We start from the raw sequence: 26,752 nt of genomic DNA on the forward strand, positions 1-26,752 counted from the left end.
TGGCTGTGACAGAGCCCGCGGATTCGCACATGGCTGAAAACAGGCTTTGACAGCGCTGTCATACGCGGAGGAGCGTCGGCGCTGGCCCCGCCGCGGAGGCGGTCGCGCCATCATCCAAGGGAGATAGACCATGCGCTCATTCCGTGCCCTGGCGGTGTCGTCCGCCGTGATCCTCAGCGCCGCGTGTGCCAGCTACGCACCGGCGGTGCAGGCCCAGACGCTGGTGTGGGAAGACAACTTCGACGGCACCGCCATCGATGGCAACAAATGGACCTATGACGTCGGCACCGGCTGCCAGATCGGCAACTGCGGCTGGGGCAATGCCGAACTGGAGTACTACACCAGCCGCCCGGAGAACGCGCGCGTGGAGAACGGCCATCTGGTCATCGAGGCCCGGCGCGAGGACTTCGGCGGCATGCCCTTCACCTCGGCGCGGTTGAAGACCGAGGGCCGCATGCACTTCAAGTACGGCACGCTGGAAGCGCGGATCAAGATCCCGCAGGTGGGCAACGGCCTGTGGCCGGCCTACTGGATGCTGGGCGCGGTCGGCGTGTGGCCGGCGCGCGGCGAGATCGACATGATGGAGGCCGGCTCGGCCCAGGCCATCGCCGACGGCATGGCCAACCGCCGCGTCGGCGCTGCGGTGCACTGGGACTACAACGGCTCGCAGGCCGACTACGGCAGCGACTACAACAGCCCGGTCGATCTGCAGAACGACTTCCACACCTACCGGCTGACCTGGGACGCGAACTACATCCGCATGTCCATCGACGGGCAGCAGTACTTCGAGTTCGCGATCTCCGACATCCAGGGCGCCTCGCTGCAGGAGTTCCACGCCCAGCAGTTCCTGCTGCTCAACCTGGCCGTCGGCGGCAACTACCCGGGCATCCACGACGTGGCCGGCATCACCGCACCCATCCCCGGCAAGATGGAGGTGGACTACATCCGCCTGTACCAGGACACGCCCGGCTCGGAGCTGTATATCGGCGCGGACCACGCCGCCCCGGCCGGCACCTTCGGCCTGTTCTCCGAGCGCGCGGGCCTGAGCGGCCAGCTGGACTACGGCAACGGCACCGACCTGTACCTGTGGAACAACCTGACGCCCAACAACGGGGCGGCCTATGAGGGCAGCCAGGTGATGTCGTATCACGCGGCGGCCAACAACTGGTACGGGCTGGGCATCAGCAGCGGCTTCAAGAACTTCAGCAACTACGCCGGCGGCTCGCTCAGGTTCCAGATGAAGACCAACGCCACCGGCACCTTCAAGATCGGCATCAACACCTCCTTCGGCGACAGCTGGGTGGACTTCGTCAACGGCGGCAACAGCTACGGGCTGGTGCGCGACGGCAACTGGCACCAGGTGACGATTCCCTTCAGCGCCTTCTACGACCTGGACCTGACCGCGGTGAAGCAGCCCTTCATGGTGGTGTCCGATCCGCCGCCGGCGGCTGTGGATTTCGCCATCGACGATGTGGTGTATCAGAGTCCGTAGGGTGAGTACCTGACCGTCGTTCTTGGGGGGACGGCCTGGGTGCTGGGTCTTCCGGTCAACGTCCATGGGTTCCCGCGTTCGCGGGAACGACGGTAGGGAGGGTGCGGGGGCTGAGAGGCTTCACTTGCGGCGGCGCGGGACGGGGTGGGAGCGCTAGGATGCGGGGCCACCCCACCACGCCGCCGCCATGCCCTTGCCCCGCTCGATCCGCAGGTCCCGACACGCCCTCGTCCTCACCGCCAGCCTGCTCGCTTCGGGGCTGGCGGCGTCCACCGCCCTGGCCGCGCCCGATGCCGGCGAACGCGCCCGCTGGCAGCAGCATGCCGCGCAGGTGGAGATCACCCGCGACACCTGGGGCATCGCCCACGTGCACGGCAAGACCGATGCCGACGCGGTGTTCGGCATGATCTACGCGCAGGCCGAGGACGACTTCAACCGCATCGAGACCAACTACCTGGTCAACCTGGGCAGACTGGCCGAGGTCGAAGGCGAGACGATGCTGTGGCAGGACCTGCGCCAGCGGCTCTACTACGATCCGGCGCGACTGCAGGCCGACTACCAGGCCAGCCCGGCCTGGCTGCAGACGCTGATGCAGGCCTGGGCCGACGGGCTCAACGCCTACCTGGCCGCTCATCCGCAGGTGAAGCCGCGGCTGCTGACCCACTTCGAGCCGTGGATGGCGCTGAGCTTCAGCGAAGGCAGCATCGGCGGCGACATCGAGCGCATCGCGCTGAGCCAGCTGCAGGCCTTCCACGAGCGCAAGCCGGTGGCGATGACGCTGCTGGAACGCGAACCGCAGCTGCGCCTGCCCAGCGGCTCCAACGGCATCGCCATCGCGCCCTCGCACAGCGCCGACGGCCGCGCGCTGCTGCTGATCAATCCGCACACCAGCTACTTCTTCCGCTCCGAGCTGCAGATGCGCAGCGACGAGGGGCTGAACGCCTATGGCGCGGTGACCTGGGGGCAGTTCTTCGTCTATCAGGGCTTCAACCGTCATGCCGGCTGGATGCACACCAGCAGCGGCGTGGACAACGTCGACGAGTTCGTCGAGACGCTGGCGCCCTGCGCCGACGGCAGCCCCTGCTACCGGGATGGCCAGACGCTGCGGCCGCTGCAGCAGCGCCAGGTCACCCTGTCCTACCGCACCGCGGCCGGCGGCCAGGCGCAGCGCAGCTTCACCGTCTGGGCCACGCACCACGGGCCGATCGTGCGCGCGCAGGACGCCACGCACTGGGTGGCCTTCGCCATGATGGACCGGCCGGTGGCGGCGCTGCAGCAGTCGTTCCTGCGCACCAAGGCGGGCGGCTTCGCCGACTTCATGAAGGTCGCCGCGCTGCAGGCCAACTCGTCCAACGACACGCTCTATGCCGATGCCGATGGCACCACGGCCTATCTGCATCCGCAGTTCGTGCCGATCCGCCATGCGCACGTGGACTACCGCAAGCCGGTGGACGGCAGCGACCCGGCCACCGCCTGGGACGGGCTGCATGCGCTGGACACGCTGCCGCAGGTGGTCAACCCGCGCAACGGCTGGGTCTACAACTCCAACAACTGGCCGTGGAGCGCGGCCGGCGCCGACAGCCCCAACGCCAACGATTTCCCGCGCTACATGGACCAGGCCGGCGAGAACGCGCGCGCGCCGCATGCCATCGCCGTGCTCAGCGCGCGGCCGACCTTCACCCCGCAGCAGCTGATCGAGGCGGCCTACGACCCGTGGCTGCCGGCCTTCGACACGCTGCTGCCGCTGCTGCAGCACGACTACGCCGGCCTGCCCGACGGCGATGCGCGCAAGGCCGCCCTCGCCGGCCCCATGGCCGCGCTGGCCGGCTGGGATCGTCGCTGGGGGCTGGACTCGGTGCCGACCACCCTGGCGGTGACCTGGGCCGACGCGCTGCTCAAGGAGATCACCCCGCTGGCGCGCGAACGCGATCGCGGCGGCGTCGATGCGATGGCCACCCTGGCCACGCCCGAACAGCGCCTGGCGGTGCTGCAGGCCGTGGTCGACCAGCTGCAGCGCGACTTCGGCCGCTGGCGGGTGCCCTGGGGCGAGATCAACCGTTACCAGCGCAACGATGGCGCCATCGTGCAGACCTTCGACGATGCCAAGCCGAGCCTGCCGGTGCCGTTCACGACCTCGCGCTGGGGTTCGCTGGCCAGCGCCGAGTCGCGCACCTATCCCGGCACGCGCCTGCGCTACACCACCTCGGGCAACAGCTTCGTGGCGGTGGTGGCCTTCGGCGCCGACGGGCCGCAGGCCTGGGCGGTGAGCGTGGGCGGGGAAAGCGGCGATCCGGCCTCGCCCCACTTCGCCGACCAGGCTCCGCTGCATACCACCGGCCGGCTGCGGCCGGTGTGGTTCACCGAGGCCGATGTCGCCGCGCATGCCGAGCGCCGTTATCGTCCCGAGGTGCCGCAGGGCTGAGCCGCGCGCGGCACGCCTGCACTGCGTTCGTTGGAAGCTCGCAACCTTCAATCCCAGGGGGATCTTCATGCTGCACCGTCTTGCAGTCGCCGGCTCGCTGGCGCTGGCCTTCAGTGCCTGTGCGCCCGTCACGCAGGCGCGCGATGCGGCGGCGGACACGCCGGCACCGCACCGCTTCGTCCACATCACCCTGCCGGCCGGCGCGGCGCCGACCTCGGGCCGGCTGCTGGTGTTCGCCAGCGACCCCGCCTCGGTGCGGGCCGCGTCCAGGAACGGCCAGATCACCGCGGTCGACGGCAATCCGTCCGCGCCGCATTCGGTGTTCATCGCCGCGCAGGAAGTGACGCACCTGGAAGGCGGCGGCAGCGTGGACATGGATCTGGACCAGATCGCCTTCCCGGCGCCGTTCTCCACCCTGTCCGGCGACTACCTGGTGCAGGCCGTGCTGGATGTCGACCACAGCTACAACTACACCGGCCGCAGCGGCGGCGATCTGGTCAGCGCGGTCACCGCGGTGAAGCTGACCCAGGGCAAGCCCTTGCCCAGCCTGTCACTGGCGCAGACGGTGCCGCACACGTCCGACCCCTGGGCGCTGTCGCCGCGCCTGCCCGAGGCCGCGCGTGCCGCGCTGCCGCAGGCCAAGGCGCACAGCTTCGACGCCTCGATGACCAGCCCGGTGCTGAGCGCGTTCTGGGGCCGCGACATCCAGCTGCGCGCCCGCGTACTGGTGCCGCCCGGCTACGACGCCAAGGCCGCCACACGCTATCCCACCGTCTATGTGACCCACGGCTTCACCGGCAACTACGATGCCTTCGCCGACAGCATCGTGACCACTTGGGACGCCATGGCGCGCCAGCAGATGCCGGCGATGATCTGGGTCTATCTGGAAGAGGCCGTCCCCAGCGGCACGCACGAGTTCGCCGACTCGGTCAACAACGGTCCATGGGGCACGGCGCTGACCGAGGAACTCATCCCGGCGCTGGAAAAGCAGTACCGCATGGACGGCAAGCCCTCCGGCCGCTTCCTCACCGGGCACTCGTCCGGCGGCTGGGCCACGCTGTGGCTGCAGACGCGCTACCCGAAGCTGTTCGGCGGCACCTGGTCGACCTCGCCGGATCCGAGCGACTTCCACGACTTCACCGGCGTGGATCTCTATGCCCCGAACGCCAACATGTATCGCCTGCCCGACGGCAGCGTTGCCCCGATGGCGCGCGAGGCGGGCAAGGTCGTGGCGACGGCCGAGGACCTGATCAAGATCGAGCGCGTGCTGGGTCCCTACGGCGGGCAGCTGGCCTCGTACGAATCGGTGTTCTCCCCGCGTGGCGTCGATGGCGCGCCGATGCCGCTGTTCGACCGCGACACCGGCCAGGTCGATCCCAAGGTCGCCGCGTACTGGACCGCGCACTACGACATCGCCGCGCGCCTGGCCGCGCAGTGGCCGCAGCTGGCGCCCGACCTGGACGGCAAGATCCACGTGATCGTCGGCACCGCCGATACGTTCTACCTGGACGGCCCGACACGCAGGCTCAAGGCGGTGCTGGATCGCCTGCATGCCAAGAGCGATGTCCGCTTCCGCGAGGGCCGCACCCACTTCGACCTGTACCAGGACGGCGACGACGAGGACGCCCTGCTCAAGCAGATGACCCGGGAAATGTACGCGGTGGCCCGGCCGGGCCAGTAGGCCGCCGGCGCGCGACGATGGCACGCCACCGGCCGGCTGCGGCCGGTGTGGTGCACCGGGGCCGACGTCGCCGCGCACGCCGAACACCGCGATCGTCCCGAGGTGGCGCAGGGCTGAGCGATGGACGAAACACCTACACTGCGCATCTCGAGCACGCGTCATCCAACCTGGGGGCTTCCATGCTGCATCGTCTCGTAACCGCCACCGCCCTGGCGCTGGCCTTCAGTGCCTACGGGCCGTCCCTGCAGGCGCAGGCTGCATCGGCGACGACGCCCGCGCCGCATCGCTTCGTCCAGGTGACCCTGCCGGCCGGCGCCGCGCCGACCTCGGGGCGGCTGCTGGTGTTCGCCACCGAGGCCAAGGCGGCGCAAGCCGCCGCCAAGGACGGCCAGGTCACCTCGATCGACACCAGCCCGTTCTCGCCCAAGTCGGTATCCATTGCCGCGCAGGAGGTGACGCATCTGGGAGGGGGCGCAAGCGTGCAGGTGGACCTGGACCAGATCGCGTTCCCGGCGCCGTTCTCCACGCTGGCCGATGGCGACTACCTCGTGCAGGCCGTGCTGGATGTCGACCATAGCTACAACTACACCGGCCGCAACGGCGGCGACCTGGTCAGCGCGGTCACGCAGGTGACGCTGGGCAAGGGCAAGCCGCTGCCGAGTCTGTCGCTGACGCAGACGCTGCCGACCAAGTCCGACCCGTGGGCGCTGTCGCCGCGCCTGCCCGAGGCCGCGCGCGCCGCGCTGCCGCAGGCCAAGGCGCACAGCTTCGACGCCTCGATCACCAGCCCGGCGCTGAGCGCGTTCTGGGGCCGCGACATCCAGCTGCGCGCTCGCGTGCTGGTGCCGCCCGGCTACGACGCCAAGGCGGCCACGCGCTATCCCACCGTGTATGTGACCCATGGGTTCACCGGCGACTACGACAGCTTCGCCGGCAGCATCGTGACCACCTGGGACGCCATGGCGCGCCAGCAGATGCCGGCGATGATCTGGGTGTTCCTGGATCAGGCCACGCCGACCGGCACGCATGAGTTCGCCGACTCGGTCAACAACGGCCCGTGGGGCACGGCGCTGACCGAGGAACTCATCCCGGCGCTGGAAAAGCAGTACCGCATGGACGGCAAGCCCTCCGGCCGCTTCCTCACCGGTCACTCGTCCGGCGGCTGGGCCACGCTGTGGCTGCAGACGCGCTACCCGAAGCTGTTCGGCGGCACCTGGTCGACCTCGCCGGATCCGAGCGACTTCCACGACTTCACCGGCGTGGATCTCTACGCGCCGAACGCCAACATATACCGCCGGCCCGACGGCGGCGCCGTGCCGCTGGTGCGCGATGCGGGCAAGGTCATCGCCACCGCGGAGACCTTCATCAAGCTCGAGCGCGTGCTGGGTCCGTACGGCGGGCAGATGGCCTCGTTCGAATGGGTGTTCTCGCCGCGCGGCGTCGACGGCGCACCGATGCCGATGTTCGATCGCGACACCGGCCAGGTCGATCCCAAGGTCGTGGCCTACTGGAAAGCGCATTACGACATCGCCGCACGCGTGGCAGCGCAGTGGCCGCAACTGAGGCCCGACCTGGACGGCAAGATCCACGTGATCGTCGGTACCGCCGACACGTTCTATCTGGACGGCGCGGCGCACAAGTTCCAGGCCGTGCTCGACGGCCTGCACGCCAGGAGCGACTTCCGTTTCCTGGACGGCCGCACCCACTTCGACCTGTACAAGGAAGGCGAGGACAACAACGCCCTGCTCAAGCAGATCGCCAAGGAAATGTACGCGGTGGCCCGGCCGGGCCAGTAGGCCGCAAGCGCGGCGGTGGCAACCATGGGCCATCGCCGCGTCCCTCACCTGCCAGGGCGATAGGCGCCCGCTCAGGCGGTGCGGATCGCTTCAAGCTGGCAGAGCACATCCTCCGGTGGAAAGCCGTTGACCTTGAAGCGCGGTGGATACAACGCGCGATCATCGCTCAATAAGTCGCCCAGCAGCGGCATCGCCGCACTCCAATCCACCACAAGCGTATCTCCGGCCCGGCTGCCGCTCGTCACCACGAACGCGATGCGATCCGCCTTGGGCAAGGAGGTCGCTATCCCCTCGGTCCATGTGGCCAGAAGATAAGAGGGCGTGGCGCCGCACACTTCAGACGCGTCGCGGTATGTGGCACGCAGGCAAGTGGCGACGAAGACATCCTCTCCCAGCGCCTGGTTGATCTTGTCCAGTACACGCTTCTGTTGCGCGTACTGCTCCTGGTCGATGTCACGTCGCAACTCATCCAGGCAACACCGGACCTCCGGGTCCTTGAGCGGAAACGACACGACATTTGCGTCGTGGTAGGTGTACATCCCTGCCGAAACCACACGCCCCTCCCGTGCGAACTCCAGCGCGGACCGCGCCATCCGCCGAAGCGCGGATTCGTCGGATGCGCTGGCGACCAGTACGACATCACGGGTGGGAATCATGAAGACCGGGCTGCCGCCTACCGGCGCCCGGTGAACGACGTCAGGCAGCAGCACGCGGCTACTGTCGTAACCGTCGGACCAGGCTCCGATGTACACGCCGGGAAGATGCTCCCTGAAGGCATTTGGCGTCACGTCACGAAGCTGCGTGCGCGCCATTCCGAGCGCCTGATCGAGACTCACGTTCCACGCCTTGGAAGGGCCGTTGGTGAACGTGGTGATGACCTCTCCTGCATCGACCGCCAGCAACTCGAAGCAATCCTCCCCCCATGGACGTCCGACGGGCTGATGATAAGCGTCCCACCCCTTCTTGAGGACCACATCGAGACTGCTCTCGACGAAGGAACCGCGGTTGCGGATCACCGGCCGCAGTTGGTCGCGGACCTCATCCCATGACCTGTCCTTGACGTGCTCGCGTGGCATCAGCGCGGCATATCGCACGATGACAGCCTTGCGCTGGCCACGCGGCGCCTGTCTGTACGCACGGTAGGCATTATCCAGGTTGGCGATGCCGTAGTCGGTCACGATGCGGAACGCGTCCGGCTCGTACACCAGCGAGCCGCTCAGCCCAGACTCACGCAGGCACGCCATGTATCGGCGGGCGAATGCATCGCGAAACAGCGCTCTGCGAAAGATGACGTCGAACAGTCTGGTCAGCACGGCCTTGCCTTTTGTTCAGGGCGGCATGATCGCGCTGCTTCACTTATAGGACAACACACAGACGATGCGTGCATCCCACTACGATGAGCCCTCCGAACTTCCTCCCCAGAAATGGATCTCACGCCCATGTCCGACCGTATCCTCGTGTTCTATGGTTCCTATCGCAGCGACCGCATGGGCATCCGCCTGGCCGAGTACGCGGTGCGCACGCTCAACGCGCGCGGCGCGCAGGCCGAGCTGATCGACGCCAAGGCGGTCGACCTGCCGATGCTGGACCGCATGTACAAGGAATATCCCAAGGGCGAGGCGCCGCCGGCGATGGAGGCGCTGGCCGAGAAGATCCGAACGGCCGATGGTTTCGTGTTCGTCACCGGCGAATACAACTGGGGCATGCAGCCGGGGCTGAAGAACCTCACCGACCATTTCCTCGAGGAATGGTTCTGGCGCCCGGCCGGCATCGTCAGCTACTCGGCCGGCCGCCTGTCTGGCGCGCACGCCAGTTTCGCCTGGCATGGCACGCTCACGGAGATGGGCATGGTGGTGATCTCCAGCACCGTCACCGTCGGTCCGATCGGCAAGACGCTGGATGCGGACGGCCAGCCGATCGAGGAGGCCGGCAAGTCGCTGGAAAGGAGCTTCGCGCGCTTCGCCGACGATCTGGCCTGGTGGACCGAGGCCGCGCGCACCCAGCGCGCCAAACACAAGCCGCCGTACTGACCACGTCCCCTGCAGGCCCCGTTTTGCGTGTTCTGGCATGTCCTGCCTGCTGGAATCCGCCATGCGCGCGCTGCTGGTCCTGTGCCTGCTCCTGTTCCCCCTGCTCTCCGCCTCCGCGGCCGAGCCGCGGATCGTCCAGCTCAGCGGCTCGGACGGGACCATGCTCGCGCTACGCGAGGACGGCACGGTCGTGGGCTGGGGCACGTTCAAGGACGGGCAGCTGGGGCCGAACCCGCAGCAGTACGGCAGCACGCGCTGGGCGCGTCCGACGGCGATCGCGCTGCCGGCCCGCATCCGTGAGATCGCCGGCGGCGGCGAAAACAGCTATGCGCTGACCGAGGACGGCCGTGTCCTGGCCTGGGGCGGCGGGGGTGGCGGCGTCATGCAGGTGGCGCTGCCCCCGGTGCGCCACCTCTATGGCCGGGAAGGCACCGCCATCGCCCTGCTCGAAGACGGCACGCTGCGCGCCTGGGGCCGGCGCGAAGAAGGCAGGATCGGCGACGGCCTGGCGAACAAGCGCTGGGGCGAGGCCAGCCCGCCCGCGCTGACGCCGGTGCGCGTACCCGGCGCCACCGACATCACCCAGGTCGCCATGGGCTTCACGCACACGCTGGCGCTGCGCCGCGACGGCACGGTGCTGTCCTGGGGCAGCAACCGCTATGGGCAGTTGGGCCGCCAGCCGGTGCAGGAGCCCGCACTGGACCTGCCCGCCGCCGTCGATGGCCTGAACGAGGTGGTCGCAATCGCCGCCGGCGCCTACACCTCGATGGCCATCCGGCGCGACGGCACGCTGCTCGCGTGGGGCACCCGCGGCAACTACATGCTCGGCGACGGGCTCCGGGACGATCCGCCGGAGCGCTTCTCCGTGCAGCCGCTACCGGTGCCCGGCGTGCGTGGGCCCAAGGCGGTGCAGCTGTCCATGTACAACGCCATCGCCCAGTTCGAGGACGGCAGCGCGATGGGCTGGGGCAATACCGACTGGGGCACCCTGGGCCTGGGCCAGAAGACCGGCTACGTGAAGCAGCCCAAGCGCCTCACCGTGCGCGACATCGACCTGGTGTTCTCGCTGAGTTACGGCACCTACCTGGTCAAGCGCGATGGCAGCACCTGGTACGCCGGCCATGGCGGCAAGGAGGAATGGCAGTCCCCGGTGCTCACCCAGGCCACCTTCGTGCCGATCTCGCTGGCCCCGTAACGCGGCCGACGCGGCGGCTTCATCCGATCTGAGCGACCGGGTCGCTAGCCTCCCCGTTCCACCGTCATACAAGGAGACATCGCGATGGGCCTCTTCTCCAGCATCGTCAACAAGATCTTCGGCCACGCCTCGCCGCAGGCCACCACCGCGGCCACGCCGAGCGCCACGGCCAAGCCCGAAGTGGTCATCGTCGACGGCAGCGAAGCCACCGCTGGCATCGCCCCGCCCGCGCGGACGCCTGCGCCCGCGACGCCGGCCGAGCCGGTCGATGTCGCCGCCGTGTTGACCGACATCGCCGCGCGCAAGGGCGGTAAGAGCGACTGGCAGCACTCCATCGTCGACCTGCTCAAGCTGCTCGACCTGGATTCCAGCCTGACCGCCCGCAAGGAGCTGGCCGAGGAGCTGAACGTCCACGCCGGCGAGGCCGGCAGCGCCGAGCAGAACATCGCCCTGCACAAGGCGGTGATGAAGAAGCTGGCCGAGAACGGCGGCAAGGTGCCGGCCGAGCTGAAGGACTGATCCCGCGCCGGGCCGCCTGCCGGCGGCCTCGCACGCCTCGAACCGCGCGCCATCCCTGTGATGGCGCGCGGTTTTTTCGTTCAGATCGTGCGCGACGCCGGCGCCGGCTGGCGCTCCAGGCGCAGGAAGCGCGCGGCGTTGTTGTAGAAGATGTCGCGCTTCTGGCCATCGTCCAGGAATGGCGCGCGGCGCACGGTGTCGATGGACGCGCCGATCGAAGCCGGCCAGGCCGGGCTGCCCGAGCCGAACATCACCTGGTCGCCCAGGCCGGCATCGAGGATGGCCCGCAGGTCGCGGTAGAAGGCCGGGCGGTCCTGGCCTGCGACCAGCTGACCGACGTCCAGGTACACCTGCGGATGGGCATCGAGCACGGCCAGCAGCGCCTCGGAGAGCGGCTGCGCCCCGTGCACCAGGTCCAGGCGCAGCTGCGGATGCCGGGCCAGCACGCGCTGCAGCGCCTCCAGCTCGGCGTCAGCGCCGGCCTGGCTGGCGTCCTGGCTGCCCAGGTACAGGCCGACCGGCAGGTCCACCCGCGTGGCCAGCTGCCAAAGCGGTTCCATGCGCGGATCGTCCAGCGCCATGTCCGTCGCCGGGCGGCGCAGGCCGAGCAGGGTCAGCTGGCCGCTGGCGCGCAGCGCCTGGACCCGCGCCTCGGTCGCCGCGTCGATGCGCAGCGGGTCCAGCGCCAGGTGGCCGGGCGCGCGCGCTTCGGACGCCGGCATGGCCTGGCCGCTGTCCTGCACGGCGGCCAGGCCGATCACGTTGTAGCGGCGCAGCTGGGCCTGGGTATGCCGGTGCGCGGCGGCGGCATCGGGCGCCGCACAGCTCCCGCCCGTCTCGAGACAGGGCGCAGGCGCGGCGCCCGGCGCCGGCAGGGCGTGCAGGTGCATGTCGAGGATCAGCGGCCCGCGCTCGGGCTCGGCCACGGCCACCCAGGCCATGCTGGCCACCAGCAGGCACAGCAGCCCTGGCATCAGCAGACGCCCCTGCAGGACGCTCAGGACGAGCATCAGGATTCGAAGTTGCATACGCGTTTCCCCAAACGGTCGGCACGGGCGCCCCGGAAGGGGTCGCAAAGGCGCCAGGCTTCCCAGTCAACGTGGACTGCGGAGCGCGCCGGACAGCCTCTGGCGCAGGGGGCTAGTCTAGAACGGTCCGCAGCACTTCGTCGTTTCCGCGGAAGCGGAAAGCCGGCGCCTGGCGCGCTGAAAGGCCAAAGCCCCTGGATTCCCGCGTTCGCGGGAATGACGGTGGAGGGATTTCAGCGACGGTCGGTGACGCGCGTCGTCTGCGCCCGGAGCGCGCCTTAGACTGCCTCGCCCCTCTCCCAAACGAACGCTGCTTATGCCCTGGCTCATCGCCAAGTACGCCGTCACCGCGCTGATCGTCGTGGTCGTGTCCGAAGCGGCCAAGCGCAGCGACCGGCTCGGCGGCCTGCTCGCCGCGCTGCCGCTGGTCACGCTGCTGGCCCTGGTCTGGCTGCAGCTGGAGCGGCAGCCGGCGGAGAAGATCGCCAACCATGCCTGGTACACCTTCTGGTACGTGGTACCGACGCTACCGATGTTCCTCGCCTTCCCCCTGCTGCTGCCGCGGCTGGGCTTCTGGTGGACGCTGGGCGCCAGCGCGGCGCTGACCGTGGTGTGCTTCTGGCTGTTCGCCCTGGCGGTGCGGCCGTTCGGGATCCAGCTGCTGCCGTAAGCAAGGCTCGCAATCTGCCCTGCTCACGCTTGTGCAGGCCCGCTCACAAGACCTAACGCTCCAACGCATCCGAACACTTGCTCACGCCGGTGCCACGGGTGGTTAACGGCGCGGCTTGCACCGTCGTTCCCACAGCAACGGCCGCACGTCGCGGCCGGACATGGGAGATGCAAGTGAGCAGGGCCAATGAAAAGTACGACCCGACCGTCGATGAGACCGTCGCCAATCCGAACCGCGATCCCATCACCGGCACGCCCGGCGCGCATCCGGTCGGCGTGGGCGTTGGTGGCGTGGTCGGTGGCGCCGCCGTCGGCGCGGCGGCCGGTTCGGTCCTGGGACCGATCGGCACCCTGATCGGCGCGGCGGTGGGCGTGGTCGCCGGTGGCGCCGTCGGCAAGGGCGTGGCCGAGAAACTCGACCCAACCGTCGAGGCCGACTACTGGCGCGCCGCGCACAAGCACCGTCCCTATTACGATCCGGCCAAGGACTTCGATCGCGACTACGCCAGCGTCTACGGCTATGGCCTGCAGGCGCGCGAGGCCGAGCCCGGCCGCAGCTGGGAGGAACGCGAGGCCGAGCTGGAACGCGACTGGCCGCGCAACCGCGGCACCTCCACGCTGGAATGGGAGCAGGCCCGCCCCGCCGCGCGCGATGCCTGGGAGCGCGCCGACCGCAGCCATCTGGCCTATGCCGACAGCGACGAGCGCTTCCGCACGCACTTCGAACGTGCGCCGTATCGCGGCCCGGAGCACCAGTACGAGGACTTCGTGCCGGCCTACCGCTATGGTACCCGCTCGCGTTTCAGCAGCGACTTCGGCGGGCGCATGTGGGACGACACCGTCGCCGACGAGCTGCGCCTGGGCTGGAACAGCGCGCGCGGCAGCTCGCGCCTGGACTGGGACGAGGCCAAGGGCGCGGTGCGCGATGCCTATCTGTCCGACGAGCCCTTCGACGGCGGACGCCGCGGCTGAGTCCGATCCGACACACTGAAGACACGACAGGGCGCCGCGTGGCGCCCTGTCGCTTTGTCGTAACTCACACCAGCTGCAGATCCTTCGGCTTGGCGCCGGGGAAGACCTGCTCAAGCTGGGTGCCGTTCAAGCCCCACATGCGCTGCAGCAGGCCGCCGAACAGCTCGCGGTAGTTGGTCAGCACCGGATAGTCGCGGTTCTGCAGCAGGTTGGCCTGTGTCACGTCCACCTGCGGCCCGGCGATGCGCCCGCCTTTGACGCCGCCGCCCAGCACCCAGTACGTGGTGCCGTGGCCATGGTCGGTGCCCTTGTCGCCGTTCTCGCGGAAGGTGCGGCCGAACTCGCTCAGCACCACCACCACCGTGTCGTTCCAATCGTCGCCCAGCGCATCGGCATAGGCCGCCAGGCCCTGGCCGAGGTTCTTGAGGTTGTTGGCCAGCTGGCCGTCGGTGCTGCCCTGGTTGACGTGCGTGTCCCAGCCGCCGACATCGACGAAGCCCAGCCGGTACTTGTCGCGCATCAGCACGGCCATGCGCCGGGTCTCGTCGGCGAAGCTGCGCGCGCTGGCCGCGCCGCGGCTGGCCTGCATCATCTCCTGCTGCAGCGCCTGGCTCACCTGCTGGCGCAGGGCCAGGCCATCGCGCGCCGCGCTGGCCAGCTGGGTGCCCTGGTACATGCCGGCCAGGATGTCGGACTGGCGCGGATCGAACACCGGCTTGGCATCGTTGCGCAGCGACAGGTTGGGGATCTCGCCGGCGCCCTGGAAACTCAGCGGCAGCGAGTCGGTGAAGGCGATCGCCGGCACGCCGGTCATCACCGCCGACAGCCGCGCCAGGAAGCCGGAGCGATAGTCGTGCCGGTCGGCGCCGGCCTCGCCCGATTCGATGTCGTCCTGGGTCTCGAAGTGGCTGCGCGACAGGTCGTCGGTGCCGGCGAACGGCACGAACGCCAGCTGCTTCCTCTGCCACAGCGGCAGCAGGCTGTCGCGCAGCACCGGGTTGAGGCCCCAGTGCGCGTCCAGCGCGATGGCGCTCTTGTCGTTGGCCGGGTCGGGCCTGGCGATGGCCAGGGTCGGGCGCGCGTCGTAGTAGAAATCGCTGGCCACCGGCACCAGCAGGTTGTTGCAGTCGTAACCGCCGCGCAGGAACACCACCAGCATCCGGCTGCGATCCTTCGGCGGAGCGGCGAACAGCCGCCCGGACCAGCCCAGGCTGCCGCTTGCGGCGGCGGTCAGTGCGCTGGCGATGAGGAAATCACGACGTTTCATGGGAACACCCTCGTGCAGGGATGTAGGGATCAGCGGTAGTTGAAGTCGGGAGACGCCAGCAAAAAGGCGTTCCACTCCTGCTGCGAACGCGCCTTGGCCAGCGCCTCGCGCGTGGCCGGCGCCAAGGTCGGCTCGATCGCGGCATAGAACAGCCGCGAGGCCGGCATCGGGAAGCCGCCCTGTTGCTCGGCCTTGCCATCGGCCTTGGCGGGCGTGAACAGCCGCGCATCGCCACCACCGATGGCGCGGGCGATCTCGAAGCGCTTGGCCATCTGGCCCGAGCTGTTCCACGCGTCGGAGGCCAGCGGCCAGCCGTCGGGCGTGATCCGGCCGAAGCTCTGCTCGCCCAGCTGCCCCAGCCAGCCCACCAGCGGCGCCGGGTTGGCGATCACCTGGCCGTCGTAGGCGAAGCGGATCGAGGACACCAGGTAGCGGTACGGATCCTTGAACTTGCGCTGGCCGGCATCGGCGAACTCGCGCGAGCTCACCATCACCTCCATCACCTTGGCGATGTCGCCATCGCTGCGCAGGAAGGCCTTGGCCATCTTGTCCACCAGCGCCGGCGGCGGCGTATCGGCGACGAAGTACTGCGCCAGCTGGCTGGAGATGAAGCGCGCGCACGCCGGCTGGCGGGTGATGAGTTCCACCGCGCTGCGCACCTCGTCGAAGCCGCCGCCGGCGATGCGCTGGCCCAGCAGGGTCTTGTCGCCCTCCTGATGGCGCGCCGGGTTGAACTCGAACGCGCCCTCGCGCAGGTACTGGCCCTGCTGGGCCGGCTTGAGCTTGGGCGGGCCGTCGCGATCGGGCGGCGCAATGCCCACGCCGGTCAGTACCAGCGCCAGCTGTTGCACATCGTGCTGGGTATAGCCGGCGTCCACGCCGAGCGTGTGCAGCTCCATCAGCTCGCGTGCGTAGTTCTCGTTGACCTTGCCCTTGGCGTTCTGCGCGTTGTCCAGGTAGTCCAGCATGGCCGGGCTCTTGAGCGTGGCCAGCACCAGGTCGGAGAAGTGACCCAGCGCATTCGGGCGGATGGCGCGATCGACGTAGTCGCCCAGCACCCAGCCCACGCGCGCCTTGTCGGCCTGCACGCTGAAGTGGTTGAGCCAGAACCACACCAGTTGCTCGCGCAGCTGATCCGGGTCGTAGACCGCGCGCAGCAATTCGGCCTGGCGCACCTGCTGCACGTTCTGGTTCTTCTGTTCCTGCAGCGCCTTCTTCGCGGCGGCCTTGGCATCGCCGTCGGGCATGGCGTTGATCTCCTTCTGCCGCGCCGCCAGCTGCGTCAGCGCCGCCGGCGCCGACACGTTTAGTCCTTCGTAGCCCTGCAGCTGGGCCTGCACCGCCGCGGGCAGATTGGTATCGCCCGCATCCGGGTGCAGCTGCGCGCGCAGGTAGTCGCGCTGGCCCTGCTGGCCGAGCGCGGCCACGCTCGCGCTGTCCAGGCCGAACTGCACCCGCTCCAGCCAGCGCAGCTGGTCCGGGGTCGGGCTGGCATCGCGCGCGGCGGCCGGCAACGCGCACAGGACGGACGCGGCCAACAGGCCAAGTGACAACGCGCTTCGACGCGCACGGGAGAGCAGAGCATCAGACGGGGTTGCAGGCGGGTGCATCGACCACCTCCGGGCGTTGCGGGCCATGTGCGCCGCGTGAAAACCCTAGCCCCGGCGTCTTGCACGCGGGTTAAGCAATTGTCGGAACGCGACCGCGCGGGGGGCACGGATTCAGACGTGGCGCGATGTGGCGCCGCGTGGCAACGCACGTCGCCTGGGAGGCCGCGAAACGCGGCGTTGGCGGATGCTGCGACCGTGCCACGGTTGGCGTCCGAAGGGAAGCCGGCGCGGAAAGCGCACGCCACCGCCATGCGCACGGGAGGCGACGACGCGGTTCGTGCGAGCGCGCCTCAGCGCGCCGGCGCGACCGCCGCGCTCAGGCCTTGCCCACATCCACCCACTGCGCCTGCACCAGGTCGGCCAGGCGCGTCGGCGCCAGGCACACGGCACTGTTGGGCGAGCCGGCGGCCGGATACACCAAGGCATGCGCCTGCAGGGAGACATCGCAGCAGATGCGCGCCGGTCCGGCCAAGCCGAACGGGCACACGCCGCCGACCGGATGCCCGGTCAGCGCCAGGGTCTGCTCCGGCGGCAGCATGCGCGGCTTGGTGCCGAAGGCGGCCTTGAACTTCTGGTTGTCCAAGCGCGCATCGCCGGCCATCACCAGCAGCAACAGCGCATCGTCCAGGCCCAAGGCGAGCGTCTTGGCGATCTGCCCCGGCGTCACGCCCAGCGCTTCGGCGGCCATCGCCACGGTGGCCGTGCTCTGCGCGTGTTCGATCACCTCCACCTCGGGCGCGTGCTGCTGAAAGAAGGCGCGGACGGAATCGATCGACACGGCGTGCTCCTTGAAGGCAGGAAGGAAGGCGAGCTTCGCGGCGGGCACCGGGACACGATGACGCCGACGCCTTATTCTGCCTGCCTGCGCCGCCGTTGCGCGAAGCCCCGCGGCCGCCGTTCCCTCGCCCAGAGAGCCCCATGTCCGCCCACACCCTCGTGCGCTGCACGCACGACCAGCACGCCGCCGCGATCCTGGACATCTTCAACGATGCCATCCTCCACTCCACCGCGCTGTACGAGTACGCGGTGCGCACGCCGGCGACGATGACGGCCTGGTTCAAGGCCAAGGGCGATGGCGGCTTCCCGGTGATCGGCGTGGAGGACGCGCACGGCACGCTGCTGGCCTTCGGCAGCTACGGCACCTTCCGCGCCTTCCCGGCCTACAAGTATTCGGTCGAGCACTCGGTGTACGTGCATCCCGACCACCGCGGCCAGGGCCTGGGCCGGGTGGTGGTGCAGGCGCTGATCGAGGCCGCACGCGCGCAGGGCCTGCACGCGATGATCGGCGGCATCGACGCCAGCAACACCGCCAGCGTGACCCTGCACGAACGCCTGGGCTTCCGCCATGTCGGCACGCTGCCGCAGGTGGGCTTCAAGTTCGGCCGCTGGCTGGACCTGGCCTTCTACCAGTTGCTGCTGGAAACACCCGCGCAGCCGGTCGACGGCTGAACTCGCTCCCACTGCCGGCGGCGCGACGGACTCCGACGCCGCGAGGGCTGACAGGAAGGTCGGATCCACCGACCTGATCAAATCCGGCGCGACCACCTTGGGCCGCGCACCCGGCGCATCGGCGCGTGATGCGCGCCGCATGGCCTGTCCCTGCGCCGTTTTGCGCATTCCCGGGACACGCACGCCACCGGAACGCCCATGTCCAGCCACCGCCTCCTGCCCGCCGCCCTCGCCGCCTGCCTGCTGCTGGCCCTGCCCACCCGCGCCGCCGCGCCGGCCGCACCGACCCAGGTCTTCATCGACGTGGACACCCACAGGATGGCCGGCATGCCCGACCTGGGCGCGCTGGGACGCTTCGCCGGCATGCTGGGCGGCAAGCAGGACCTGGGCTATCCCGACGCGCGTTCGGCCGGGGCGAGTGGGCTGTACTTCGACATCGCCCTGCACAACACCCTGGCGCCCGGTCTGCCCGCGCAGCAGGCGATTCCGACCGGCCTGGGCCTGGGCGATGCCCTGCCGCTGCTGCCGCCCACGCGGGCGGTCATCCCCGACTCGCAGGGTGACGGCCCACTGATGGAAGCCACCGAGGCGCGCATGCTGGTGTACTGGGGCTGCGGCGCCAGCATCCGCCCCGGCCAGCCGCGCGTGATCCAGGTGCGCATGCGCAACGGCATGCCCGAGGCCAGCGGCACGATCGAGGCGCGCCGCGCGCCCGACCGCGACGTGCGGCCCGACCCCAGCTACGCGCTATGGCCCAACCAGAAGGCGCGCAAGCGCGCCGAGCGTGGCGCCTCGCTGCAGGGCGAGCACCGCATCACCGGCCAAGGCGTGCCGGAGTCGCTGAAGTTCACCCTGGGCCCGCAGGCCGACTTCATGCCCGACATCGTCCTGCAGCAGCAGGGCGCGCCGGCCGACGGCATCGTCCTGAGCTGGCAGCCGGTGGCGCGCGCCGGCGCCTACTTCATCAACGTCATGGCCAAGCAGGGCAATGAGATGGTGCTGTGGAGCAGCGCCGAGATGCCCGACATGGGCAGCGGACTGATGGACTTCCTGCCCGGCGGCAGCCTGGAGCGCTGGGTCAAGGAGAAGGTGCTGCTGGGCGCGGACACCACGCGCTGCCAGATCCCCAAGGGCATCCTCAAGGACGGCGGCGAGACCGGCGCGGGGCTGCTGTCGATGATCGCCTACGGCCCCGAAACCAATCTGGTCTGGCCGCCCAGGCCGGCCGACCCCAAGCAGCCCTGGACGCCGGAGTGGAACGTGCGCGTGCGCACCAAGTCCACCGCCAGCGCCATGCTCGGCATGGACCTCAGCGGCGCTGGCCAGGACCCGCAGTCGCCGGCCAGCGACCCGAACCAGCCCGCGGAGAAGGAAAGCACCGGCAAGAAGCTGCTGCGCGGCCTGTTGAAGGGCCTCTGACGCCCGCGTCGAACGGCCCCAGCCGCTTAGGCAGCGCGGTTGGCGGCATGACGGTCGCATGACGGTCGATGCTGCGATCGCTCATTTCCCGACCGCCCGCTTCGCTCATCCCAGCGCCTGCGGGTTGAGCTGCCACACCGCGTAGTTGAGCGCACTGGCGAAAGTGACCCACGCCAGATACGGCAGCAGCAGCAAGCCTGCCAGCGGCCGCACGCGCCAGAACATCGCCACCGTGACCACGATCAGCACCCACAGCACGACGATGTCCAGCATCGCCGCCGCGCCCAGGTGCCAGCCGAAGAATAACCAGCTCCACAGCGCATTGAGCGCCAGCTGCGCCACGAACACGGTCAGCGCCCGCCGCTGCGCGGCCCAGCCGCCGCGTCGCCACACCAGCCACGCCGCGATGCCCATCAGCACGTACAGCACGCTCCACACCGGCCCGAACACCGCCGCCGGCGGCGCCCAGGACGGCTGTGCCAGCGTGGCGTAGAAAGTCGCCGCCTGCACCGACGCCGCCGCGCCGATGGCGCCGGCGACCAACACCAGCAGCAGCCAGCCGACCAGCCCCAGCACCTGGCGCTTTCCGGAAACCCCTTGCATCCCACACCTCGTACGCGATCGATATCGCGCGGCAGCCTAGCGCCGCCCGTGACTGCGCGGCGTCAGCAAGGGGCAGGGGCGCGTCGGGATTCGTCGCGACGCCCGCTACAGCGGATGCCGGCCAATCGGGCTCAGGGCACCGAGTACTCGGCACCCAGCACGCATTGGCGCGCCTTGGCCTCGTCATCGAAGTTGTCCACCGTCAGCACACCCCAGCCGTGGCCGGTGACGCCCACCCACAGGAAGCGTACTTCGTCGGGCTTGGTGTCGATGGTCATGAAGCCGCCGGCGCCGGCATTGATGCCGTCGTGCCGCAGCAGCACGCCGTGCTTTCCGGGCGCGAGATCGGTATGCACGAAACTGTTGGCCTTCAGTGCGCCGATCGGCTCGTTGTCGACCAGGACCACGGTCTTGACCCCGCGCGCCACCAGCAAGGCCTTCTCGCGGCACACATACAGGCTCGATTTTCCGGGCACCGGCTCGAACTTCTTCAGTTGCGCCGATGCCGATGCGCCGCCGACGTTGTAGGTGGCGCATCCGGCCACGCAGAGGCTCGCCATCGCGAGGACGGCCGAAACAACACGCTTCATGTGTTTTCCCCTTTTCTGGCTCGCGCTCCATGCGCAGCCCAACCGCATTCTCGACAAACACCCGCCACCGGGCAAGGACGAAACTACCCGCGCTGCGACGCCTGCGGCTCAGCCCCGCTCCAGCACCACATGCAGCGCCGCGTCCGAGGCGCGGAAGCTGGTGCAGCGGTAACCGGACACCGTCAGGTCCACACCGTCGAACAGGCGCTCGCCCGAGCCCAGCAGCGTCGGCGCGATGGCCAGATGCAGCTGGTCGATCAAGCCGGCCTGCAGATACTGGCGAACGGTGTCGGCGCCGCCGCCGATGCGGATATCGCGCGGGCCGGCCGCCTCGCGCGCCAGGCGCAGCGCCTCATGGATGCCGCCGGTGACGAAGTGGAAGACCGTGCCGCCCTGCATCGGCACGCTGGGCCGCGCATGGTGGGTCAGCACGAACACCGGCACGTGGTGCGGCGGATCGTCGCCCCACCAGCCGCGCCAGTCCGCGTCGCCCCAGTCGCCACGGATGGGCCCGAACATGTTGCGCCCGATGATCCAGGCGCCGAGGTTCTCAAACCCGCGCGCGGCGATCTCGTCGTCCAGTCCCGTGCTGCCGCCCTCCTTGCCGAAGAGCGTCTGCATGAAGGTGCGCGTCCCGCGCAGCCACCGATGCAGATCCTGTGCACCCTCGCCCATCGGCGCCTCCAGGCGCTGACCCGGCCCGGCGGCGAAGCCGTCCAGGGACAGGGTGAAACCTTCGACACGGACCTTCGACATCGCCAGCCTCCCGGACGCGCTATAGGCAGCATCTTCCCTCAACCGCGCGCCGATGGCCCGCTGCGGTGCGCGAACCAGGCCACGGTATGCCGCGACGCCGGCGACGGATGCCTTGGGTCCTGCTTTAGCGCTTACGGCTCCGCGACGGGAATGGCCGGAAAACCCGCAGCCGCCCTGTAAGTCGGCCCACGATCGTTGGCCCTTGCCTGCGGAAGTCGCTGGGTTCCCGCGTTCGCGGGAACGACGATTCGGGTCTTTCGGGGGCGTATCGGTGCGATGCCGCCGGTGAGCGGCGACGCCGGGACCACCTTTCCCAAGGTGGCGTCGCAGGAGCTTCAACGTCGATAGCCCTCCCAACGCATCGCCATGGCGGCGCCGCGCTCCGAACGGCGTAACCCCAGAGGCCTCCCGGCACCGACGCGCCGCCACCGCGCGCGGTTTCCCCGACGCCACGCCCGCGGACCCCCAACCCATGCATCGGCATTCCCCCGGCCGTTCCTGTTGTGCCCTGCTGTGCGCGCTGCTGATCTGCGCGCAGGCCCACGCCACGCCTGACCAGGCCGCCACCATGACCGGCGACTGGGGCGGCGTGCGCCAGGACTGGTCCACGCGCGGTGTCGCGCCGCGCGGCGATTACATCGGCGAGGCCGTGGACGTCATCGACAACGGCGACGGGGCCAGCGGTGCGCGCTATGCGCAGCAGCTGCGCGTCGGCCTGGACCTGGCCATGGATCGGCTGGCCGGCTGGCGCGGCGGGGCGTTCCACCTCACGCTCAACGATCGCCGCGGCCGCAGCGCCTCGGCCGATCTGGTCGGCAACCGCTTCGCCCTGCAGCAGGTCTATGGCGGCACCTACACGCGGCTGAGTGAGGTCAGCTTCGACTACGGCTTCGCCGACGGCGGCTATCTCAAGCTGGGCTTCTACGCGATGGGCAGCCACTTCGGGCTGCTGGCCGCGGGCAACAGCTTCCTCAACTCGGCGCTGTGCGCGCACCCGCTGTCGATGACCGGCAACAGCGGCTGGTACAACTACCCGGTGGCGCGCTGGGGGGCCGAGGCCGGGTGGCCGCTGGCCGCGCGTGTGGTCCTGCGCGGCGGCTGGTTCCAGGTCAATCCGCAGCTGCGCGGCAACAACGTGCACACCGCCTTCCGCCCCTTCGCCAGCGGCACGACCGGCTCGCTGTTCGTACTCGAACTGGCCTGGACGCCGGGTGCTGGCGGCCCCTACGCCGGCAGCTACCAGATCGGCGCCTACGCCGACACCTCCCGCGCCAGGCGGCTGGGCACCGCGGCCAGCGTCAGCGGGCGCGACGGCGTGTGGCTGCTGGCCGAGCAGAAGCTCAGCGTCGAGACCGCCGACCCCACGCGCGGACTCACCGTCTTTGGCGAGTACATGCAGACCGACCAGGCGACCTCGCCCCTGCGGCACTGGCGCGTGGCCGGCCTGTACTACCAGGGCATCGGCACCCGCAGCCAGGACCGCCTGGCGCTGGGCTACGCCAGCGCCAAGGTCAACGGCGCCCTGCGCGCGGCGCAGCGCGTCGAACTGGCCGACACCGGCGTGCCGAGCGATTCACCGCTCTATCAGCTCACCGATGCCGAACGCCTGTACGAGCTGGCCTACACCGCCCAGCTCAGGCCCTGGCTGACGCTGCGCCCGGACCTGCAGTACATCGTCGATCCGGGCACCTTCAGCTACAGGCGCGCGGGTGATGCGCTGGCGGTGGGGCTGCAGGTTCGGGCGACGTTTTAGGGCGCATCGCGGACACCGAAGCGCGAATGGGCAACCAGCTTTCGGAAATCCGTCAGTCCCGCGAACGCGGGAATCCAGCGCCTTGGAGGCTCTCCCGCGAAAGTCCCTGGGTTCCCGCTTTCGCGGGAACGACGGTGGTGGGTGATGGGAATGACTCCAGACTCAACGCCTTCGGCAAGAGAAAAGCCCGTCATTCCCGCGCACATGGGAATCCATGGACTTTGACGCTTCCGCGTGAGAGTCGCTGGGCTCGCTTTCGCGGGAACGACGGTGGTGAGTTACTTGCGTGGCTGCAGGTTCAAAGGCTTCGGCGATCTGACAGCGACAAGCCGATGTCCAGTAGCGGAGCCTTTTGCGTGCCGACCTCAGCCACCGCGAGCCACCGCCAGCCGCACTCCGAACACCTTCACTCCACAGCGTCACCACCGCCCGTATGCACCAGACTCTGGTGCAGCGCCCGGGCCACCGCCAGATCCTCCTCATCGTCGAAGTACACCGCCATCTGCACCTGGCTGTCCTCGGCGAAGGCATGGCCGTAATAGCCCGGCCTGCGTGCATCGTCCGGGTCGTCCATCTCCTCGGCCAGGCGATAGGCGTAGAAGCGGATATCGCCGATCTGCGCCTGCTCGATATCGTGCGCCTCCGGCGACTGATGCTGGCGCACATCGTCCAGGCGCGCCTCGATGCTGGCCCCGCCATCGTTGTGCCAGATCGTCATCCACACTGTGACGCGCTCGTTCCACAGCACCAGATCGCCGTCCTCGATGCGCCGGTTGTAGGGCGCGTCCAGCGTGATCGCCCAGTCCGGCGTGAGCGGGTAATGGCCTTCGACGACGGGGAAGTCGGGATGGAGGGGCATGGCAGAACCTTGGTGCGAACGATAGGAGACTAGCCTACCCGCTTGGCTGTGCTCGATGTCTGCAGAGCGAGCTGGCGAGCACGCGCGGCACGCCCGTACTGCTGCCCCCCGGTAGGCCCATAGCCGGTCACGGCGTGTCAGCCGAAACGTCGGCAGGCGCGTCTTTCCGCAAGCACAGGCGCTGACCACGCGGCTCGGAACCCAGCCGCCGCACCATGCGCGAACGCAACGCGCAAACCCACTTCGCACCACGCCCAAGGCGACGACGCCCCCGCAAGCCGCCTTTCATTCCGCAGACAACAGCGGCGGCCGAGGCCGCCGCTGCTTCCCACCGATCGCGGTGCGCGCGCGTCAGTGCAACCGCATCGCCCCGGCCATCCGGCCGACGGCCTGCGGCAGACGCGGTGCGGCCTGCGCGTCGTGGCACAACGCCAGGACGGACCCGCCGCCATACGTGAGCCGGACTTCCCGCACCGACGCGGGGCCGCCGCCCGGCGCCAGCGGCTGCGCCGCGATCTCCGTGAGCAGGTCCGCCATCTCGCTGGCCTGGTTGAAGATCGCGAAGCCCAGCATCGACACGCTGCCTTCCGCATAGTCGGCCGCCTGCTCGGCGAACACCGCATCGCCGAAGGCCTTGATGCCCGAGACCAGCAGCTGCAGGGCGTCCAGCTGCGCCAGCGTCGCCCCGAAGGCCGGGCGCGGGCCCTGCGCCTGCGTCGCCTCGTCCACCGCGTACGGCGCGGCGGCTTCGGCCGCCGCCAGCGCCGCGCCGGCCTGCGCCGGACGCGACATCCGCAGCAGCACCGCCTCCACCTGCCCGGCCAACTGGTCCAGGCTGAAGGCCAGCTCGGCCGCACCTACGCCGGGCGCCTGCTTCCGCTTGCCGCCGGGGCGGGGCTGCGCCAGCCGCGCCAGCAGCCGCAGCTGGTGGCCGACCTGCATCAGCAGGTGCTGGCTGTCCTCGGGCAGCGCGCTGCCCGTCGTCTTCCGATCATCGAAGAAATGGTCCGTCATCGTTATTGCTCCTTGGCATCGCGAAGTGACCGCCCGCCATGCCCGGCGGACGGAAGGGAAGGAGACGCAGGCACCGCAGCGCGCCGGCAGGCGCATGCGCCTTGCTGGGCGGTCTGACCACCCTGCCGATGCCGCCATCGCATCGGGCGCCCCTGCCGGACTGCAGGCACCGGGACACCAGGTTCAAGGGCGGGCAGCGCGCGCTGGGGCGTTTCCAGGCTCCTCGAAACCGAAATTGCTCCGCCCCGTGGCCGGTGTCAACACCGCGCGGGGCGGCTTCCGCGCGCGCTTCGGCCGCCCTGTCCGGGCGGGAGCCGCCGGAAGCGGACCGCGCTCAGGGCGCGGCGTTTTGCTCGCCGTGCAGCCTGCGCGCGGCCTCGACGTACTTGGCGGCCTTGGGGTTGTCGGCGTTCCAGCGCGGCGCCTTCGGGTCGTTGGCGATGGTCCACACGGCCAGGGCGACGGTGCGGTCGATGGCGGCCATGTTGGCGTAGTCGATCTTGTCCCAGGTGTCGGCAGGGCCGTGGTAGTCGGGGAAGGCGTAGGCCACGCTGATGGTGTGCGCCGGCACGCCCAGGTCGGCCAGCGCCTGGTTGTCGCTGAAGGCGAAATAGCGGTCGCTGTTGACCGGGTGCTTGGTCATGCGGATGCCGGTGGCCTCGCCCGCCTTGCGCAGCACGTCGGCGACCTGCGAGTAGTCCGCGCCGGTGATCGCGGCCGCGCGCACCTGCGGGCCCTCGCTGTCGTCGGTGCGGCCGATCTGCTCCAGGTTGATGTTGGCCACCGTGTCGGCCACCGGCACCAGCGGATGCGCACCGTAGTAGCGCGAGCCCACCAGCCCATGCTCCTCGCCGAACACCGTCATGAACACGATGCTGCGCTTGGGGCGCACCTGCTGCGCAGCAAAGGCGCGCGCCAGCGCGATCACCGAGACCGTGCCGCTGCCATCGTCGTTGGCCCCGTTGAAGATCGGGTCATCGCCCTTGTCCTTGCGGATGCCCAGATGGTCGTAATGCGCCGTGACCAGCACATAGGTCTTGCTCAACACCGGATCCGAACCGCGCAGCACACCCACCACGTTGCGCACGATCAATGGCTCGGGCGCATCGGCGAACTTCGCCCGCTCCTTCTCCGGCGCGATCTGGCGCCAGTCCGCCGTCTGGAAATACCCGTCATCGCCCAACGGCTCCAGCCCCGCGCCCCGGAACTGCGCCGCGATGTACTCGGCCGCCAGATCCAGCCCCCGCGACGGCGTGCCCCGCCCCTCCAGCGCATCGGACGCCAGGAAGGACAGATCTCCGCGCATCGCATCGGCGGAGATGCTGGCGAGCAGGCTGGCCTGCGGCTGCGGCAGCTGGGATTCTTTGGCTTGGGCGGTGCCGGCCATCAGTGCGGCCGACAGCAGCGCGATGCGCAAGGTCGTGTAGATCGTCATCCTGCTCCCCCTGGTGATCTGGGGCAGAAGTCTAGCCCGCTCGCACGCGCACTGCGCCAGAGTCAGGGAACGGAAACGGCGGCCATCGTGCCAACCGCCCCCAGCGCTTCAGCTTTAGCTTTCTCGTTTCGTCGGGATGGCTCGCCCGAGCCATCCTTCTGAGACGGATGCGCTATCGCGCCGTTTTCCGGCT

At 69.6% G+C, this 26,752-nt stretch carries 23 protein-coding genes; 12 read left to right on the forward strand and 11 right to left on the reverse strand.

All coding sequences use genetic code 11. From position 1 onward, the window contains the following. Nucleotides 1-130 precede the first annotated feature (130 nt). The 4 genes from WFQ05_RS16985 to WFQ05_RS17000 all read left to right on the forward strand — a co-directional run bounded on the left by WFQ05_RS16985 (nucleotide 131) and on the right by WFQ05_RS17000 (nucleotide 7,391). Nucleotides 131-1,492, forward strand: a complete 1,362-nt coding sequence (locus WFQ05_RS16985; RefSeq protein ID WP_130516743.1) for a glycoside hydrolase family 16 protein — start codon at nucleotides 131-133, stop codon at nucleotides 1,490-1,492. A gap of 187 nt (nucleotides 1,493-1,679) precedes the next feature. Further along, the gene (locus WFQ05_RS16990) at nucleotides 1,680-3,914 is read left to right on the forward strand and encodes a penicillin acylase family protein (RefSeq protein WP_337054655.1); all 2,235 of its coding nucleotides are present in this window, start codon (nucleotides 1,680-1,682) and stop codon (nucleotides 3,912-3,914) included. A gap of 67 nt (nucleotides 3,915-3,981) precedes the next feature. Beyond that, the gene (locus WFQ05_RS16995) at nucleotides 3,982-5,595 is read left to right on the forward strand and encodes an alpha/beta hydrolase-fold protein (protein ID WP_337054656.1); all 1,614 of its coding nucleotides are present in this window, start codon (nucleotides 3,982-3,984) and stop codon (nucleotides 5,593-5,595) included. 179 nt (nucleotides 5,596-5,774) lie between these two features. Further along, nucleotides 5,775-7,391, forward strand: a complete 1,617-nt coding sequence (locus WFQ05_RS17000; protein WP_337054657.1) for an alpha/beta hydrolase-fold protein — start codon at nucleotides 5,775-5,777, stop codon at nucleotides 7,389-7,391. A 71-nt stretch (nucleotides 7,392-7,462) separates the two neighbouring features. On the opposite strand, the gene WFQ05_RS17005 is transcribed toward WFQ05_RS17000, so the two are convergent. Then, nucleotides 7,463-8,704 (reverse strand): DUF1444 family protein, encoded by a 1,242-nt coding sequence (locus WFQ05_RS17005; protein ID WP_337054658.1) that lies wholly within the window; start codon nucleotides 8,702-8,704, stop codon nucleotides 7,463-7,465. Between the two features lie 126 nt (nucleotides 8,705-8,830). On the opposite strand from WFQ05_RS17005, the gene WFQ05_RS17010 reads away from it, so the two are divergent. The 3 genes from WFQ05_RS17010 (at nucleotide 8,831) to WFQ05_RS17020 (ending at nucleotide 11,135) form a co-directional block, all read left to right on the forward strand. Beyond that, nucleotides 8,831-9,421: an NAD(P)H-dependent oxidoreductase gene (locus WFQ05_RS17010; protein ID WP_337054659.1), complete on the forward strand. Its 591-nt coding sequence runs from the start codon at nucleotides 8,831-8,833 to the stop codon at nucleotides 9,419-9,421. Between the two features lie 37 nt (nucleotides 9,422-9,458). Then, a complete protein-coding gene (locus WFQ05_RS17015) occupies nucleotides 9,459-10,616 on the forward strand; it encodes a hypothetical protein (protein WP_337054660.1) in 1,158 nt (385 codons plus the stop codon). Between the two features lie 84 nt (nucleotides 10,617-10,700). Then, entirely contained in the window at nucleotides 10,701-11,135 is a 435-nt protein-coding gene (locus WFQ05_RS17020) for a DUF3597 domain-containing protein (RefSeq protein ID WP_130516731.1), read from the forward strand. Nucleotides 11,136-11,215: 80 nt separating this feature from the next. On the opposite strand, the gene WFQ05_RS17025 is transcribed toward WFQ05_RS17020, so the two are convergent. Beyond that, nucleotides 11,216-12,163, reverse strand: a complete 948-nt coding sequence (locus tag WFQ05_RS17025; RefSeq protein WP_337054661.1) for an amidohydrolase family protein — start codon at nucleotides 12,161-12,163, stop codon at nucleotides 11,216-11,218. A 316-nt stretch (nucleotides 12,164-12,479) separates the two neighbouring features. Here WFQ05_RS17025 and WFQ05_RS17030 point away from each other — a divergent pair, with 316 nt between their 5' ends. Beyond that, nucleotides 12,480-12,833 carry a DUF3147 family protein gene (locus WFQ05_RS17030; protein WP_130516726.1) on the forward strand — a complete coding sequence of 118 codons (354 nt, stop codon included), beginning with the start codon at nucleotides 12,480-12,482 and terminating at the stop codon, nucleotides 12,831-12,833. A gap of 173 nt (nucleotides 12,834-13,006) precedes the next feature. Further along, a complete protein-coding gene (locus tag WFQ05_RS17035; protein ID WP_337054662.1) occupies nucleotides 13,007-13,804 on the forward strand; it encodes a hypothetical protein in 798 nt (265 codons plus the stop codon). Nucleotides 13,805-13,868: 64 nt separating this feature from the next. Here WFQ05_RS17035 and WFQ05_RS17040 read toward each other — a convergent pair whose 3' ends face one another. The 3 genes from WFQ05_RS17040 to WFQ05_RS17050 all read right to left on the reverse strand — a co-directional run bounded on the left by WFQ05_RS17040 (nucleotide 13,869) and on the right by WFQ05_RS17050 (nucleotide 17,459). Then, on the reverse strand, nucleotides 13,869-15,071 hold the full coding sequence (locus WFQ05_RS17040) for a DUF1501 domain-containing protein (protein WP_337054663.1): 1,203 nt from the start codon (nucleotides 15,069-15,071) through the stop codon (nucleotides 13,869-13,871). Between the two features lie 29 nt (nucleotides 15,072-15,100). Next, entirely contained in the window at nucleotides 15,101-16,594 is a 1,494-nt protein-coding gene (locus tag WFQ05_RS17045; RefSeq protein WP_337054691.1) for a DUF1800 domain-containing protein, read from the reverse strand. Between the two features lie 403 nt (nucleotides 16,595-16,997). Beyond that, nucleotides 16,998-17,459, reverse strand: a complete 462-nt coding sequence (locus tag WFQ05_RS17050) for a YbaK/EbsC family protein (protein ID WP_337054664.1) — start codon at nucleotides 17,457-17,459, stop codon at nucleotides 16,998-17,000. Nucleotides 17,460-17,599: 140 nt separating this feature from the next. On the opposite strand from WFQ05_RS17050, the gene WFQ05_RS17055 reads away from it, so the two are divergent. Next, nucleotides 17,600-18,130, forward strand: a complete 531-nt coding sequence (locus WFQ05_RS17055; protein WP_130535029.1) for a GNAT family N-acetyltransferase — start codon at nucleotides 17,600-17,602, stop codon at nucleotides 18,128-18,130. Between the two features lie 198 nt (nucleotides 18,131-18,328). Beyond that, nucleotides 18,329-19,549, forward strand: coding sequence for a hypothetical protein (locus tag WFQ05_RS17060; RefSeq protein WP_337054665.1), 1,221 nt, complete (start codon nucleotides 18,329-18,331; stop codon nucleotides 19,547-19,549). 105 nt (nucleotides 19,550-19,654) lie between these two features. Here the strand turns inward: WFQ05_RS17060 and WFQ05_RS17065 are convergent, their stop codons facing one another. The 3 genes from WFQ05_RS17065 to WFQ05_RS17075 form a co-directional block, all read right to left on the reverse strand. Then, a complete protein-coding gene (locus WFQ05_RS17065; RefSeq protein WP_337054666.1) occupies nucleotides 19,655-20,152 on the reverse strand; it encodes a TspO/MBR family protein in 498 nt (165 codons plus the stop codon). 131 nt (nucleotides 20,153-20,283) lie between these two features. After that, entirely contained in the window at nucleotides 20,284-20,742 is a 459-nt protein-coding gene (locus WFQ05_RS17070) for a hypothetical protein (protein ID WP_165494604.1), read from the reverse strand. A 108-nt stretch (nucleotides 20,743-20,850) separates the two neighbouring features. Continuing rightward, nucleotides 20,851-21,498, reverse strand: a complete 648-nt coding sequence (locus WFQ05_RS17075) for a dihydrofolate reductase family protein (RefSeq protein WP_337054667.1) — start codon at nucleotides 21,496-21,498, stop codon at nucleotides 20,851-20,853. Between the two features lie 472 nt (nucleotides 21,499-21,970). On the opposite strand from WFQ05_RS17075, the gene WFQ05_RS17080 reads away from it, so the two are divergent. After that, entirely contained in the window at nucleotides 21,971-23,251 is a 1,281-nt protein-coding gene (locus tag WFQ05_RS17080) for a carbohydrate porin (RefSeq protein WP_337054668.1), read from the forward strand. Nucleotides 23,252-23,657: 406 nt separating this feature from the next. On the opposite strand, the gene WFQ05_RS17085 is transcribed toward WFQ05_RS17080, so the two are convergent. From WFQ05_RS17085 to WFQ05_RS17095, 3 genes are all read right to left on the reverse strand, one after another. Beyond that, nucleotides 23,658-24,110 carry a hypothetical protein gene (locus WFQ05_RS17085; RefSeq protein ID WP_337054669.1) on the reverse strand — a complete coding sequence of 151 codons (453 nt, stop codon included), beginning with the start codon at nucleotides 24,108-24,110 and terminating at the stop codon, nucleotides 23,658-23,660. A gap of 351 nt (nucleotides 24,111-24,461) precedes the next feature. Beyond that, nucleotides 24,462-25,124, reverse strand: coding sequence for a hypothetical protein (locus WFQ05_RS17090; protein WP_337054670.1), 663 nt, complete (start codon nucleotides 25,122-25,124; stop codon nucleotides 24,462-24,464). 334 nt (nucleotides 25,125-25,458) lie between these two features. Further along, nucleotides 25,459-26,559 carry a M28 family peptidase gene (locus tag WFQ05_RS17095; RefSeq protein WP_337054671.1) on the reverse strand — a complete coding sequence of 367 codons (1,101 nt, stop codon included), beginning with the start codon at nucleotides 26,557-26,559 and terminating at the stop codon, nucleotides 25,459-25,461. Nucleotides 26,560-26,752 lie beyond the last annotated feature (193 nt).

The sequence above is a fragment of the Pseudoxanthomonas sp. USHLN014 genome, assembly GCF_037153335.1.
GTDB classification, from domain to species: Bacteria; Pseudomonadota; Gammaproteobacteria; order Xanthomonadales; family Xanthomonadaceae; genus Pseudoxanthomonas_A; species Pseudoxanthomonas_A winnipegensis.